The sequence below is a fragment of the Actinomadura vinacea genome (genome assembly GCF_039532545.1).
GTDB lineage: Bacteria > Actinomycetota > Actinomycetes > Streptosporangiales > Streptosporangiaceae > Spirillospora > Spirillospora vinacea.
Genome location: NZ_BAAARW010000011.1, coordinates 69241 through 82648, shown reverse-complemented (window position 1 = coordinate 82648; position 13408 = coordinate 69241). Strand labels below are relative to the sequence as shown.

The 13408-nt window shown below is 73.2% G+C and carries 13 protein-coding genes; 7 read left to right on the top strand and 6 right to left on the bottom strand.

The window, feature by feature from the left end:
* From ABD340_RS12115 to ABD340_RS12105, 3 genes are read left to right on the top strand one after another with little or no spacing between them, the layout of a single operon-like run.
* The gene (locus tag ABD340_RS12115) at window positions 1–753 is read left to right on the top strand and encodes a LamB/YcsF family protein (protein WP_344588900.1); all 753 of its coding nucleotides are present in this window, start codon (window positions 1–3) and stop codon (window positions 751–753) included.
* Window positions 750–1370 carry a 5-oxoprolinase subunit B family protein gene (locus ABD340_RS12110; protein ID WP_344588899.1) on the top strand — a complete coding sequence of 207 codons (621 nt, stop codon included), beginning with the start codon at window positions 750–752 and terminating at the stop codon, window positions 1368–1370. The genes ABD340_RS12115 and ABD340_RS12110 overlap by 4 nt, the downstream gene beginning before the upstream one ends.
* Window positions 1367–2215, top strand: coding sequence for a 5-oxoprolinase subunit C family protein (locus ABD340_RS12105; protein WP_344588898.1), 849 nt, complete (start codon window positions 1367–1369; stop codon window positions 2213–2215). The genes ABD340_RS12110 and ABD340_RS12105 overlap by 4 nt, the downstream gene beginning before the upstream one ends.
* Before the next feature lie 36 nt (window positions 2216–2251).
* Here the strand turns inward: ABD340_RS12105 and ABD340_RS12100 are convergent, their stop codons facing one another.
* Together ABD340_RS12100 and ABD340_RS12095 are read right to left on the bottom strand one after the other, a co-directional pair.
* Window positions 2252–2944 carry a histidine phosphatase family protein gene (locus ABD340_RS12100; protein WP_344588896.1) on the bottom strand — a complete coding sequence of 231 codons (693 nt, stop codon included), beginning with the start codon at window positions 2942–2944 and terminating at the stop codon, window positions 2252–2254.
* Between the two features lie 159 nt (window positions 2945–3103).
* Window positions 3104–5761 carry an AAA family ATPase gene (locus ABD340_RS12095; RefSeq protein WP_344588894.1) on the bottom strand — a complete coding sequence of 886 codons (2658 nt, stop codon included), beginning with the start codon at window positions 5759–5761 and terminating at the stop codon, window positions 3104–3106.
* A gap of 172 nt (window positions 5762–5933) precedes the next feature.
* Here ABD340_RS12095 and ABD340_RS12090 point away from each other — a divergent pair, with 172 nt between their 5' ends.
* Both ABD340_RS12090 and ABD340_RS12085 read left to right on the top strand, forming a co-directional pair.
* The gene (locus ABD340_RS12090) at window positions 5934–6707 is read left to right on the top strand and encodes a ribonuclease HII (protein WP_425547360.1); all 774 of its coding nucleotides are present in this window, start codon (window positions 5934–5936) and stop codon (window positions 6705–6707) included.
* A gap of 79 nt (window positions 6708–6786) precedes the next feature.
* Window positions 6787–7422 (top strand): HhH-GDP family DNA glycosylase, encoded by a 636-nt coding sequence (locus tag ABD340_RS12085; RefSeq protein ID WP_344588890.1) that lies wholly within the window; start codon window positions 6787–6789, stop codon window positions 7420–7422.
* A gap of 10 nt (window positions 7423–7432) precedes the next feature.
* Here the strand turns inward: ABD340_RS12085 and ABD340_RS12080 are convergent, their stop codons facing one another.
* Window positions 7433–8845: a TerD family protein gene (locus tag ABD340_RS12080; RefSeq protein WP_344588889.1), complete on the bottom strand. Its 1413-nt coding sequence runs from the start codon at window positions 8843–8845 to the stop codon at window positions 7433–7435.
* Window positions 8846–9025: 180 nt separating this feature from the next.
* On the opposite strand from ABD340_RS12080, the gene ABD340_RS12075 reads away from it, so the two are divergent.
* Window positions 9026–9781 (top strand): DoxX family protein, encoded by a 756-nt coding sequence (locus ABD340_RS12075; RefSeq protein ID WP_344588888.1) that lies wholly within the window; start codon window positions 9026–9028, stop codon window positions 9779–9781.
* Between the two features lie 5 nt (window positions 9782–9786).
* Here the strand turns inward: ABD340_RS12075 and lplAB are convergent, their stop codons facing one another.
* The 3 genes from lplAB to ABD340_RS12060 form a co-directional block, all read right to left on the bottom strand.
* Window positions 9787–10845, bottom strand: a complete 1059-nt coding sequence (gene lplAB / locus ABD340_RS12070) for a lipoate-protein ligase LplAB (protein ID WP_344588887.1) — start codon at window positions 10843–10845, stop codon at window positions 9787–9789.
* 36 nt (window positions 10846–10881) lie between these two features.
* Window positions 10882–11853, bottom strand: a complete 972-nt coding sequence (locus ABD340_RS12065) for a pirin family protein (RefSeq protein ID WP_344588886.1) — start codon at window positions 11851–11853, stop codon at window positions 10882–10884.
* A 195-nt stretch (window positions 11854–12048) separates the two neighbouring features.
* The gene (locus ABD340_RS12060; protein WP_344588885.1) at window positions 12049–12843 is read right to left on the bottom strand and encodes a helix-turn-helix domain-containing protein; all 795 of its coding nucleotides are present in this window, start codon (window positions 12841–12843) and stop codon (window positions 12049–12051) included.
* Window positions 12844–12929: 86 nt separating this feature from the next.
* Between ABD340_RS12060 and ABD340_RS12055 the strand changes: the two genes are divergently transcribed.
* On the top strand, window positions 12930–13310 hold the full coding sequence (locus tag ABD340_RS12055) for a nuclear transport factor 2 family protein (RefSeq protein ID WP_344588883.1): 381 nt from the start codon (window positions 12930–12932) through the stop codon (window positions 13308–13310).
* Window positions 13311–13408 lie beyond the last annotated feature (98 nt).

The following is a 13408-nucleotide window of genomic DNA, read 5'->3' as shown; positions in this document are numbered from 1 at the left end:
ATGGCGGTCATCGATATCAACGCCGATCTGGGCGAGGGCTTCGGCAACTGGACGCTCGGCGACGACGACGCGCTGCTCGATGTGATCACCAGCGCCAACGTGGCCTGCGGCTTCCACGCCGGCGATCCGCTGATCATGCGGCGGGTGTGCGCGGGCGCGGTGGAGCGCGGCGTGACGATCGGGGCGCAGGTGTCGTACCGGGACCTCGCCGGATTCGGCCGCCGCGAGATGGACGTGGCCGCGCCCGAGCTCACCGCGGAGGTCCTGTACCAGATCGCCGCGCTCGACGGCATCGCCCGCACCGAGGGCGGCCGGGTGGCGTACGTGAAGCCGCACGGGGCGCTCTACAACCGCGTCGCCCGCGACCCGGTGCAGGCCCGCGCGGTCGCCGACGCGGTGCGCGCCTACGATCCCGGCCTGCCGCTGCTGACCCTGCCCGGGTCGGCGGTGTACGAGGCGGCCGAGGGGCTGACGGTCGTCGCCGAGTGCTTCGCCGACCGCGCGTACACCCCGGCCGGGGCGCTGGTCTCGCGGCGCGAGCCGGGCGCGGTGATCCACGAACCGGATGCCGTGGTGCGGCGCGCGGTGCGGATGGCCGTGCAGGGCACGGTGGTCGCCGTGGACGGCGGCGAGATCGCGCTCGACGCCCGTTCCGTCTGCGTGCACGGCGACACCCCGGGTGCGGTGGAGCTGGCCCGCGCGGTCCGGGCCGCACTGACCGAGGCCGGCGTGCGGGTGGCGGCCTTCGCATGAGGATCCGCCGGGCCGGGGACGCGGCGCTGCTGGTGGAGACCGGCGATCTGGCGACCTCGCACCGCCTGAACGCGGCGCTGCGGGACGCCGCCCTGCCCGGGATCGTGGACGTCGTGCCGGGCGAGCACACCGTCCTGGTGACCGCCGACCCGGCCGCGTGCGATCTGGACCGGCTCGCCGCCCGCCTTCCCGCGCTGCCCCTGCCCGAGGCGGCGGCCGCGGAGGCGGCGCCGGTCGAGGTCCCGACGGTGTACGACGGCGCGGACCTGGACGAGGTCGCCGAACTCGCGGGCCTCTCCCGCGAGGAGGTCGTCGCGCGCCATGCCGCGTCCTCGTTCACGGTCGCCTATCTCGGCTTCTCCCCCGGATTCGGCTACTTGACGGGCCTGGATCCGGTGCTGCACGTGCCGCGCAGGGACTCGCCCCGCACCGCCGTGCCGACCGGGTCGGTCGCGATCGCGGGGCCGTACGGAGCGGTGTACCCGTCGCGGTCGCCGGGCGGCTGGCGGCTGCTCGGCCGGACGGATCTCACCCTGTGGGACGTCACGCGCGACCCCCCGTCCCTGCTCCAGCCGGGGACGCGGGTCCGCTTCACCGTCAGGGAGGGGACGCGATGATCGAGGTCGTCCGTCCGGGACCGCTGGCGACGGTGCAGGACCTCGGGCGTCCCGGGCACGCGCATCTGGGCGTTCCATGCTCCGGCGCCGCCGACGGGCGGGCGCTGCGCCTGGCCAACCGCCTGGTCGGCAATCCCGAGGGCAGCGCCGCGATCGAGTTCACCTTCGGCGGCGGCGCGTTGCGGTTCGGGCAGGCGGCCTGGATCGGGGTGACGGGGGCACCCGTCCCGCTCCGTATAGGCGGACGCCCGTACGGGATGAACGCCCCCTGCCACGTGCCCGCCGGCGCCGTTGTCGAGCTCGGTATGCCCATGCAGGGGCTGCGGAGCTACCTCGCTGTACGGGGCGGGCTGACCGTCGAAGCGACGCTGGGAAGCCGCTCCACGGACCTGCTGTCCGGCCTGGGGCCCTCCCCGCTCGCCCAAGGAGACCGCTTGCCCGTGGGGCCGTCCACGGAGCTGAAGGACATCCAGGTGGACATCGCTCCGTCCCCTGCCCTGCCCGAGGTTCCCGTACTGCGTATCCTTCCCGGCCCCCGGGACGACTGGTTCACCGGCGACGCGCTCAGCATCCTCACCACGGAGCCTTACGAAGTGGCCTCGGCGAGCAACCGCGTGGGCGTACGCCTGGACGGCCCCGCCCTCACCCGAGCGCGCGAGGGCGAGCTGAGCAGCGAGGGCATGGTGACGGGTGCCGTCCAAGTGCCGCCCAACGGGCTGCCGATCCTGTTCCTGACCGACCATCCGACGACCGGCGGCTACCCGGTGGTCGCCGTGCTGGCCGGCGACGACATCCCGGTCGCCGCGCAGCTGCGTCCCGGACAGCGGATCCGCTTCCGCCTCTGAGCTTCCGCCCCAGGCCATCCGGGCCCGACCCGGTGCTCAGGTGAGGGGGGCGGGGGCGGCGTGCGGCAGGTGGGCGATGTCGTTGAAGCCGCGGATCGCCCAGACCCCGTCCAGCACGATCAGCCGCGAGATCGAGCAGTTGTCGGGGCCGACGAACGCGAACGGGCGCGAGCCGGTGGCCAGAGCGAGCACCTCCCCGATGACACCGCCGTGCGTGAACACCGCCACGCGCTCCTCCTTGTGGGCGGCCGCGATGCGGTCGACGGCGGCGCGCACCCTGGCCTCCAACTTCTCCATGGGCTCGGCGCCGGGGATGACGTCCCAGCGCTCCTCGGTGCGCACGCGCCGCGCCACCGGGTCGTTCTCGGTGAACTTGACGCGGAAGTACCCGCCCTCCCATTCGCCCAGGTGCACCTCGCGCATGTCCGGCTCCACGACCGGGTCGAGTCCGAGGCGCCGGGCGAGCGGCTCGGCGGTCTGGCCGGTGCGGCGCAGCGTGGTCACGTAGATCGCGTCGATCCGCTCCTTGCCGAGCCGCTCGGCGACCAGCTCGGCCTGCTCGCGCCCCTCGGGCGCGAGGTTGGGATCGCTCTGCCCGTCGACCAGCTCGAACGGCCTGTCGGGGTGGAACGCCTCGGAGGCACCGTGCCGCACCAGCAGGATCTCGGTCGCGCCGGCCGGAGTCTTGTACGGGCTCTGGTGGTAGGTCTTCGCTTCCTGATCAGTCACGTCCGCACCTTAGGGCATGTTTTGTGAATCCTGTTCGTCGCACAGGAGAACATGGATCCACGAAGACGGCGACGTAGGACGGGGTCAGGACGGCAGGAGGCTCCGCCCGGGGGCGCCGCCGGGCGGGTCGAGGTTCCGGCGCCGCGGCCGGAGCCCGTCTCAGCCGAGGCGGTCGGTCAGCTCCGAGTACGCGGCGTGCACGTCGTCGGCCGTGAGGACGGTGAGATCGGCGGCGGTGGCGGCCGACCCGAGCCGGGCCGCCCGCGGCGCGCGCGACGCGCACGCCTTCTCGTAGATCGACCGCGCGAAGCGGCCGTTGCCGAGCTCGTCGGTCCGGCCGCGGCCGCAGACCCGCTGGAACAGCAGCGCCAGATCGTCCAGCGCGGCCTCCTCCCAGTGGTCCCCGCTCTCCTCGGCGATCAGCTGCGCGATCTGGAGCAGCTCGTCGGGCCCGTAGGTGGGGAAGCCGACCCGCACGTCGAACCGCGAGGCCAGGCCCGGGTTGGACGACAGGAACCGGTCCATGTCGGGCTCGTATCCGGCCAGCACGATGACCAGCCGGTCGCGGTCGTCCTCGGCCCGCTTGAGCAGCGTCTGGACCGCCTCCGCGCCGAACGCGTCGCCGCCGCTGTAGCCCGGGTTGATCAGCCCGTACGCCTCGTCCACGAACAGCACCCCGCCCAGCGCCGAGTCGATCACCTTGTTGGTCTTCAGGGCGGTGGCGCCCAGATGGTCGCCGACCAGGTCGGCGCGCTGGCACTCGACCACCGACGGGCGGGCCAGCAGCCCCAGCGCGGCGAAGATCCGGCCCAGCACCCGCGCGACTGTGGTCTTCCCGGTGCCGGGCGGCCCGGTGAACACGAAATGCCGGGTCGGCGGGCGGGTGACCAGGCCCTGCTCCTGGCGCATCCGGGCGACCTGGAGCTGCGCGGCGATCTCCCGGACCTGCCGCTTCACCGGCTCCAGCCCGATCATGGCGTCCAGCGAGCCGAGCGCCTCGTCCAGGGTGGGCGTCTCGACGTATCCGCGGTAGCGCTCGGTGACCTCGGCGTAGGCGGTGTCCACGTCCACGGCGCGCACGGTGACCAGGTCCTCGGCGGTGGGCCGCCGCCCGGTCGGGGCCGCGGCCGCGGCCCCGACCACGCGCACGTCGCGGGCGCGCGCCGCCGCCTCGGTCAGCGTCCGGACGAACCGGCCGTTGCCGAGCTCGTCGACGATGCCGCGCCGCTCCACCTCCTCGAACCGGGCGGCGAGCCGGGTGCGCGCCCCGTCGTCGAGCCGGTCCTCGCGCAGGGCGGTGTGGTATTCGGCGATGCTGAGCAGCTCCTCGGGACGGTAGGAGGGGAAGTGCACGCGGGTGCCGAACCGCGAGGCCAGGCCGGGGTTGGAGGCCAGGAACTCCGACATCTGCGCCTCGTACCCGGCCAGAATGATCACCAGGTTGTCGCGGTCGTCCTCGGCCCGCTTGAGCAGCGTCTGGACGGCCTCGTTGCCGAACCGGTCGGGCTGTCCCTCGGCGGCGTTGACCAGCGCGTACGCCTCGTCCACGAACAGCACCCCGCCCAGCGCCGAGTCGACCAGCTGGCTGGTCTTGATCGCGGTGGCGCCGAGGTACTCGCCGACCAGGTCGGCGCGGTGCGCCTCCACCACCGCCGGGGTGGGCAGCAGCCCGAACGCGTAGAAGATCTTGGCCAGCACCCGGGCGACGGTCGTCTTGCCGGTGCCGGGCGGGCCGACGAACACGAAATGCCGCATCGGCTTCTCGGTGGGCACCCCGGCCGCGGCGCGCAGGTGCGCGGCCTCGATGGACGCGGCGATCGACCGGACCTGCCGCTTCACCGGCTCCAGCCCGATCATCGCCTCCAGTTCGGCCAGCGCCTCGGCGACCGAGATCTCCGGGACGGTCTCATCGCCGCCCTGCCCGGCGCCGCCGCTCCGGCCGCCGCCCGCGCCGCTCCCGGCCTGCCCGGCCTGGGCGGCGGCGCGCCGCTCGTAGGCCGCCTGCGTGGCCGCCGGGACCCCGGCCGCGGCGGCCGTGTCGTCCTGGTCCGCGTCCGGGCCGGGCCGCGCGCCGGAGGCGGGCCGGGGCGCCTGGTCGGGCTTCGGCCCCGGGTCGCCGGGACGGCGCGGGCGGTCGGAGAACGGTCGTTTCCCGGGCACCGTCATGGCGCCTCCCTGCGAATCGGCCTGTGCGTCGGCCTGTGCGTCGGCCCGCTGCTCCTGCACCCAGCCGGTGTCGTACGCCTCCGCCGGAACGGAACGCCGCGCCTGGTCCCAGCGGTAGGCCAGCAACGCCAGCGCGGCCGCCCAGCCGGGCGCGACGTGCAGGGCGGGCAGCGGGTGCGCCATGGCCGCGGTCATCACGCCCGCCGCGCCCAGGGCGGCCAGCGCCGTGCGCCACGGCGCGTACCCGCGCAGCCGCAGCGCCATGAACGCCACCGGCAGCGCCAGCAGCGCCAGCAGCAGCGACGGGTCCGGGTGGATCCGGCTCACGTGCTCCGGGTACATCCGTCCCAGCGGCACCGACGCCGCCAGCCAGCAGGCCAGCACCGAGACGACGGCCATGCCCGCGGGCGAGCGCAGCACCAGGTGCAGGACGGCCAGCAGCGCCGCCGTGCCCGCCACGGCGCCGGCGGTGGTGGTCACCGGCGCCCCCACCAGCACCGCGCCGACCGCCACCAGCGCGACCAGCAGCAGCCCGCCGAGGAAGCGCAGGCCAGGCTGGATCTGGAAGTACCGCCACCGCAGGCGCTCGAACAGATCCCGCGCCGCGGTGGCCGCCGCGGCGCGGGAACGGGATCTCCGGAACGCAGCCATACAAGGCGAGTAAAGCGCAGTGCCCGTGATTACGGGACTCCTCGGCGCGGGTTCGTTCAGTCATGACATCGCGGCGCCCTACCATCGGCGGTACCGAAGAAGCGCTGAGCACGGAGCATCGTTGAGCGACTACAAAGACGAGAGTGACCCGGGCGATCCGGGTGACCCGGGCATGCTTCCTGGTCTGGAGGTGGAATCCGTCCACGCGGCGTCCCCGCCCGAGCCGGGCCGGATCGCCGGGTACGCGATCGAGGAGGAGCTGTGCGCCGCCCTCGGCGGCGGGGGCCGTCCCGTGCCGCGGATCGCCGGGGTGGACGAGGTCGGGCGCGGCGCCTGGGCGGGCCCCGTCGTCGTCTGCGCCGCCGTCACCGATTTGAGCCCGCCGCCCGAGCTGCCCGGACGGGGCGGGCGGACGATCTCCCTCACCGACTCCAAGCTGCTCACCCCGGCGTACCGGGAGGGCTTCGCCGAACTGCTGCCCGGCTGGCTGGCCGGGCATGCCATCGGCGCGGCGTCCCCGGCGGAGATCGACGAGCTCGGCATGACCGCGGCGCTGCGGCGCGCCGCCATGCGCGCCCTTGAGTCGCTGCCGGAACCGCCCGACGTGGTGATCCTGGACGGCGGGCACGACTTCCTGCGCGGCCCGTGGCGGGTCCGCTGCGAGATCAAGGCCGACCAGCGCTCGGTGACCGTCGCCGCCGCGTCGGTGCTGGCCAAGGTGCACCGCGACCGGCTGATGGCCGCCCTGGACGGCGAGTTCCCCGGGTACGGGTTCGCCGACGCCGCCGGGTACCCCTCCCCCGTCCACCAGAAGGCGCTGGAGGAGCGCGGGCCGACGCCGCACCACCGGATGTCCTGGTCCTACCTGGACGACCTGCCCCGCTGGCGGCACCTGAAGAAGCACCGTGACCCGGCGGCGGGGGAAGGCCAGCTCAGCCTCCTCTGACCGCCGCGGGTCCGCCTCGGCGAATCGGGGAGTCATCGCGTCTTCCCTGGGTACGCCGCCTGAAACGGGAGGTGCGTCCATGGAAGCCGTCGTGAAGAAGTTGATGCATGAAGCGGGCAGGACCTACGCCGAAGAGGCCGGGATCCCGTTGAAGGATCAACCGGCGGCCCTGTTCAAGCTGCTGGTCCTGGCCAACCTCATGAGCGCCCGCATCACGGCCGACATCGCGCGGGCCGCGGCAGGAGAACTGTTCGAGGCCGGCGGCGGCACCCCGCGGGGCATGAACCGGCTCACGTGGCAGCAGCGCGTGGACGCCCTCGGCCGCGGCCACTACGTCCGCTACGACGAGAGCACGGCGACCCGGCTGGGCGAGATGGCCGAACTCGTCCAGGAGAAGTACAACGGCGACCTGCGCCACCTGCCCATCGAGGCCGGACGCGACGTCGAACGGGCCAAGGAGCTCCTCAAGGAGTTCAAGGGCATCGGCCCGACCGGCGTCGACATCTTCTGCCGCGAGGCGCAGCAGGTCTGGCCCTGGCTCCGCCCCTACTTCGACGAGCAGGCCTGCAAGGGCGCCGACCGCCTCGGCCTGCCCACCGACCCCAAGAAGCTCGCGGACCAGGTCCCCGAGAAGGACCTGGCCCGCTTCGCCGCCGCCCTCGTCCGCGCGGCCCGCGACAAGAAGATCGCCGAGGCGGTGAAACCGAAGAGCTGACGGACCGCCGTCAGTCCTTACCGCGGGCGGCGACCCATTCGAGGTTCCAGCCGTAGGCCTGGTCGACCGACATCTTCCCCCAGCGCGGCCGGCCGGGCGGGGGCATGACGAACCGGCCCTCGCGGCGCACCACCAGCTCGCCGTTCACGTTCTCGATCAGCGCCAGCACCGCGTCGCGGGAGGCGTCCACGCAGTCGCTGATCCGCATCTCGATGGGCGGGGCGCCCAGCGGGTACAGAGTGGCGATCGCGTCCAGGCCGCGGAAGTCGTCGGCGCCGTCGTAGATCTCGGCGAACACCAGGATCCGCTTGAAGTCGGCGGTGTGGTCGAGGTTGATCGTCAGATTCTCACCGGTGGTCACCGCCCCGGACCGGTCGTCGCGGTCGAGCAGGATGTAGGGCGGACGGTCCAGGGCGCCGAAGTCGCCGAGGGCGTGAATGATGCCCTTGCGGCCGTCCTGCAGTTCCCACAGGCAGCACAGGTCCAGGTCGAGGTCGACGCCGCGGCGCAGCTTGCCGAGCAGGCCCTTGGCCGCCCCCTCCTTCGCGGCCCAGTTGAGGTTGACGCGCATGTTGCCGCCGGTGGCGCCGTGCTTGGTCAGCGACACCGACGGGGAACTCTTGGTCAGCGAGATCGTGCCGCCGCCCCCCTGCTGCGGCTGCTGCGGCTGGGCCTGCTGCGGCGGCGCCGGGGCAGGCGGCGGCGGGTAGGGCGGCGGCGCGAAGGACCCCTGCCCCGGCGGCGGGGCGGGAGGGGCGTACTGGCCCGGGGGCAGCGGAGGAGGCGGAGGCGGCATCGGCGCCTGGCCGGGCGGCGCGTACTGCGGGCCGGGCGCGGGAGGCGGGGGCGGAGCGGGCTGCGCCGGCGGCGGAGCCGGTGCGGCCGCCCCCGAGGACGGCGAGTCGTCGACGGAGATGCCGAAGTCGGTGGCCAACCCGCCCAACCCCGAGTCATAGCCCTGGCCGATCGCGCGGAACTTCCACGCCCCCTGCCGCCGGTACAGCTCGCCCAGCACGAACGCGGTCTCGGAGGTGGCGCCCGGATTGTCGAAGCGGGCCACCTCCGTCCCGGCGGCCGCGTCCACCACCCGCACGTACAGGCCCTGGAACTGGCCGAACGTCCCGCCGTCCGCGGAGGCGGCGACCACGATCTTCTCGATGCCGGGCTCGACGCCGTTCAGGTCCACCGCCAGCACGTCCAGCACGGTCGGGCCCTGCCGCTTGCCCTCGTGCCGCACCGCGCCCGAGGAGTGCGCCGGCTGGTTGTAGAAGACGAAGTCGTCGTCCGACCGCACCTTGCCCGTGTCCGCGAGCAGCAGAGCGGAGGCGTCGGCGTCGGGCACCCCCGGGCCGCTCTGCCAGCCCACCTCCACCCTGACCGACGGGACCGGCACCGGTGTGTTGGCGCCCTTCTGCATCGACATGAACGCTCCTCCTACTCGTCCTACGGTCCCCAACCTAGGCCCGATCAGGGCGCCGGGCGACCGCACGACCCCGTCCCGCTCCCCCGTCCCCACCTGGAACGCTCGCGCGATGGCCGCGGTCGGCGTCATACTCACGGACGAAACCCCCGGGTCCGCCCGCGCGCGGAAGGAGAGGACGACATGCGCTTTCGGCCGCTGCACGACATCGCGGCGCTGCTCGCGCGGCTCGGCGTGGGCGTGGTCTTCATCGCGCACGGCTGGCAGAAGATCGAGGCCGGGGTCACCGCGACCAGCCGGTCGTTCGACACGATGGGCGTGCCGCTGCCGACCGGCGCCGCGGTGTACTCGACCTTCGTCGAGCTGCTGGGCGGCGCCGCCCTGATCGCCGGGCTCGGGCTACCCGTCGCCGGCGCGCTGCTGTTCCTGGACATGGCCGGCGCGCTGGTGTTCGTGCACGCCGGCGACGGCCTGTTCCTGGTGGACGACGGGACCGCCCGCAACGGGTTCGAGCTCGTCCTGGTCCTCGGGCTGGCGAGCCTGCTGTTCGCCGTCGGGGCGGGCGGCCGGCTGACCCTCGACCAGTGGCTGTCGGCCACCCGGTCGGGCGGCGGGCACCGGGCGCGGCGCGAACGGGAGACCGAGGACGACGGGCAGAGCTTCGTGGACGCGCTCCGCGAGGCCGAGGAGGCACCGCCCAAGACCGCCCCGCCGGCGCCCGCTCTGCCGAAGCGTCCCAGGAAGAAGCCCCAGCCGTCCCTCCCCGAGGCCGCCGCCGCGCCCCCGCCGGCACCCGAGCAGAGCGCCAAGGCGCGGCTGGCCACCGACATCGTCTCGGACACCGGGGACGACACCCTCGTCGCCGGGCGCCGCAAGCCGCGCCGCCGCCGCCCCGACACCCAGCCGATCAAGCGGACCGGCGACGACAAGGACTCCTGACCTGGTCAGGGAACGCGCGCGGTCCACTCCGCGGTGTCGAACTTCGCGGCGACGAGCTTCTCGGCCGCGCGCAGCTCGTCGCCGGTGACACGGTCGCCGGCGAGGCCGTACCGGCCGCGGAAATGGCCGATCATCCGCTCGATGATCTCCTCGCGGGGCAGCCCGGTCTGGCGGCGCAGCGGGTCCACCCGCTTGACCGCGCTGGCGATGCCCTTGCCCACCAGCTTCTCCTTGCCGATCCGCAGCACCTCCAGCATCTTCGCGGCGTCGATGTCGTACGACATCGTCACATGGTGCAGCACCGCGCCCGCCGCCAGCCGCTTCTGCGCCGCACCGCCGATCTTGCCCTGGTCGGAGGCGATGTCGTTCAGCGGCCGGTACCAGGCCTTGACGCCCAGCTCCCCCAGCGCGCCCAGCACCCAGTCGTCCAGGAACGCGTAGCTCTCGGCGAACGACATCCCCGCCACCAGCGACGCGGGCACGTACAGCGAATAGGTGATGGTGTTGCCGGGCTCGACGAACATCGCGCCGCCGCCGCTGATCCGGCGGACCACCCGGACCCCGTGCCGCTCCGCGCCCGCGGCGTCCACCTCGTTGCGCAGCGACTGGAAGCTACCGATGATCACGGCGGGCGAGGCCCACTCCCACACCCGCAGCGTGGGCGGGCGGCGGCCCGCCCCGACCTCCTCGGCGAGCACCTGGTCCAGCGCCATGTGCAGCGCGGGGTCCTGCGGCCCCTCGTGGACGAGCCGCCACGGGTGATCGTGCCAGTCGGAAGCGTGCGCCACCGCCCGCCGCACGGCGATCCCGACCGCCTCCGCGGACAGGCCCAGCATCACCGTCCCCGGCGGCAGGCCGCGCTCGACGCGGGCGGCGATGTCGTGGGCCTCCAGCGCGGCGGGCAGACCGTCCAGCGCCCTGTTGACGGCCTCCAGCGCCTCGTCCGGCTCCAGGAAGAAGTCGCCGCTGATCCGGGGCGACCTCAGCAGGCCGTCGACGACCTCCACATCGGCCACCACGAGCTTCCCGCCGGGCACCTTGTACTCACCGTGCATCACGTCCATGGCAACCACCGGCCGGGCCCGGCGATTCCTGCCGGTTCAGCGGGCGCGGCCGCGCGGCTTGAGCGGCGTCCCGGGAAGCGGCGGGGCGGGCACGGGCGCGCCGTCGTACCCGCGTACCTCGCCGAACCGGTCGCCGTCCGTCCAGTCGTGCCGGGCCTGCGCGATCTCCTCGCCCGTCCGGGCGACGAAGTTCCACCACATCACGAGCTTCTCCGCGAACGGCTCGCCGCCCAGCAGCACCAGCCCGGCGGCCCCGTCCACCGCCCGCAGCGGCAGCTCGTCCCGGCCGCAGCCCAGGTAGAGCATCGAGCCCGGCTCCACCCGCTCGCCGTCGATCTCGACGGTGCCCGACATCGTCAGCGCCGCGTACTCGAAGTCGGGCTCGACCGGCAGCCGCGCGGCGGCGCCGTCCGCCAGCGCGAGGTCGGCGCCGACGATCGGGGTGTAGGAGGTGCCCGGCGACGCGGCCCCGTCCAGCTCGCCGAGGATGACGGTGGCCTCGACCCCGGTCCCGCCGGTGACGACGGGCAGCCCGGCATGGTGCTCGAACGCGGGCGGGACGTGCCGGTGCTCGTCCGGCAGGGCCACCCACAGCTGCGCGCCGTGCAGGATCGGGGCGTGCCGCCGCGGCGACTCCTCCGAGTGGGAGATCGCCCGTCCCGACGTCATCAGGCCGAGCTCCCTGGGCCGCACCGTCTGCAGGCTGCCGACGCTGTCGCGGTGCAGCACCTCGCCGTCGTGCAGCCAGCTCACCGTCTGCAGGCCGATGTGAGGGTGCGGCGGCACCTGCATCCCCGGCTCGCCGGCGATGTCGTCGGGCCCGTAGTGATCGACGAAGCACCACGCCCCGACCATCCGGCGGCCGAGACCGGGCAGCAGCCTGCGCACCACGGTGCTCTCGCCCAGCGGCACCCTCCGCGGCGGCAGCAACTCGTGCACGGGCCCGCCCGCCACGCCGTCCCGCCCGCCGCACACCACCGGAGCCGGCCGCAACTGGAGATCGCTCACCCCACGACTGTACGGCGTGCGCCCGGGGACCCGTCCCGCGCCATCCCACCCAAGTACGCCGAGTACTGATGCGGTCGCCGTCGAGGGGGTCGTGTTGCACCAGGCGCAACACGACCCCCTCGACCGGAGCAGCGACACCCCGGCTCTCTATCGGGCCATGCCGAGGTGAGGCTCGGGAATACCGGGGCAGTGCACTTATTCCGAGGATGCGGTATTCCGCCCGTGGAAGAAGCGGGCGGTCTCGGCGTCGGCGGGAAAGTACGCTTCGACGGCGATCTCCTCGAGCGTGATGTCGAAGGCCGCACCAAAGGTCGTGATCGTGTTCAAGAAGCACAGGTCGGCACCGCGATGGCTGATGCGGATCGGCAGGGCGATGTCGGTGGGATCGGGCGGCGGGCCATCGTCGCCCTCGGTGCCGTACGACAGGAGTTCCTCATACAGCGCACTCAACTCGGGATCCCCTGTCCGCGCGGCCTGGCGGGCAAGACGGGGCAGCATGAAGGCCCGCACCTGCCGTAGATTGCGCAGCCGGGACGCAAAGCCGTCCGGGTGCAGGCCGAGTCGCATCATGTTGACCGGGGGACGCAGCAATTTCGGGCCGACGCCGTTCAGAAAGACGTCCGCCGCCGCGTTGGCGAACAGGAGGTTCCAGCGGCGATCCACCACGAGCGCCGGATACGGTTCATGGCCCCGTATCACCTGTTGAAGAGCCTCACGCGCCCCGGCCAGGTCCGCGTCTTCCAGCGGGCGCTGCCGGAAGACCGGCGCGTGCCCGGCGGCCACCAGCAGGCGGTTGCGCTCGCGCAGCGGAACGCCCAGGTGCTCGGCCAGGTGGAGGACCATCGAACTGCTGGGAATCGTCCGCCCCGTCTCGACGAAGCTGATGTGGCGGGTGGACACCTCCGCCTGGATGGCCAGGTCGAGTTGGCTCAGCTTCCGGCGGTGCCGCCACTCGCGCAGCAGCTCGCCGACCGGTCGGTCATGATGCATGGCCGAGTATCACCCGACGGCGCCGATCCCCGCAATTACAAGGCATGTAATCGACCGGACCGGCCGGCGCCTGGGATGGTCAATACATGAATGACAGCAGCCAGGCGGAACGCAACAAGGAACTCATCGTGCGCGGCTTCACAGAATTCGCGGCAGGGAATATAGAAATACTGCGCACGCTGCTACGGGAAGATTTCATCGAACACAGCCCCGGAAACCCGTCCGGACGGGACGCGTTCATCGAATTCATCGCCGCCGCGCCGGTGGCCGGCGCGCGACTCGACCTCAAACGGGTCATCGCCGACGACCAATACGCGGTGGTGCACTACAACATGATATCGCCCGAAGACGAACGCGGCGTGGCGGTGGTCGACATCTGGCGGCTGGTCGACGGCCGGATCGCCGAGCACTGGGACGTCGTACAGCCGGTGCCGGAAGCCGCAGAGATTCCGAACGGGATGTTCTGATCGGCGGGGTGCCGGTAAAACCGGCACCCCGCCTTGACACGACCGCCGAGAGCGTTCGGAACTCCTCACCGCCACCATTCCGGAGCGGGGAGCCAACA

Bases quoted from the DNA above. Each gene is read 5' to 3' on its own strand.
- ABD340_RS12115 (WP_344588900.1), top strand. From the start codon at position 1: ATGGCGGTCATCGATATCAACGCCGATCTGGGCGAGGGCTTCGGCAAC.
- ABD340_RS12110 (WP_344588899.1), top strand. From the start codon at position 750: ATGAGGATCCGCCGGGCCGGGGACGCGGCGCTGCTGGTGGAGACCGGC.
- ABD340_RS12105 (WP_344588898.1), top strand. From the start codon at position 1,367: ATGATCGAGGTCGTCCGTCCGGGACCGCTGGCGACGGTGCAGGACCTC.
- ABD340_RS12095 (WP_344588894.1), bottom strand. From the start codon at position 5,761: ATGGCTGCGTTCCGGAGATCCCGTTCCCGCGCCGCGGCGGCCACCGCG.
- ABD340_RS12090 (WP_425547360.1), top strand. From the start codon at position 5,934: ATGCTTCCTGGTCTGGAGGTGGAATCCGTCCACGCGGCGTCCCCGCCC.
- ABD340_RS12085 (WP_344588890.1), top strand. From the start codon at position 6,787: ATGGAAGCCGTCGTGAAGAAGTTGATGCATGAAGCGGGCAGGACCTAC.
- ABD340_RS12080 (WP_344588889.1), bottom strand. From the start codon at position 8,845: ATGTCGATGCAGAAGGGCGCCAACACACCGGTGCCGGTCCCGTCGGTC.
- ABD340_RS12075 (WP_344588888.1), top strand. From the start codon at position 9,026: ATGCGCTTTCGGCCGCTGCACGACATCGCGGCGCTGCTCGCGCGGCTC.
- lplAB (WP_344588887.1), bottom strand. From the start codon at position 10,845: ATGGACGTGATGCACGGTGAGTACAAGGTGCCCGGCGGGAAGCTCGTG.
- ABD340_RS12060 (WP_344588885.1), bottom strand. From the start codon at position 12,843: ATGCATCATGACCGACCGGTCGGCGAGCTGCTGCGCGAGTGGCGGCAC.
- ABD340_RS12055 (WP_344588883.1), top strand. From the start codon at position 12,930: ATGAATGACAGCAGCCAGGCGGAACGCAACAAGGAACTCATCGTGCGC.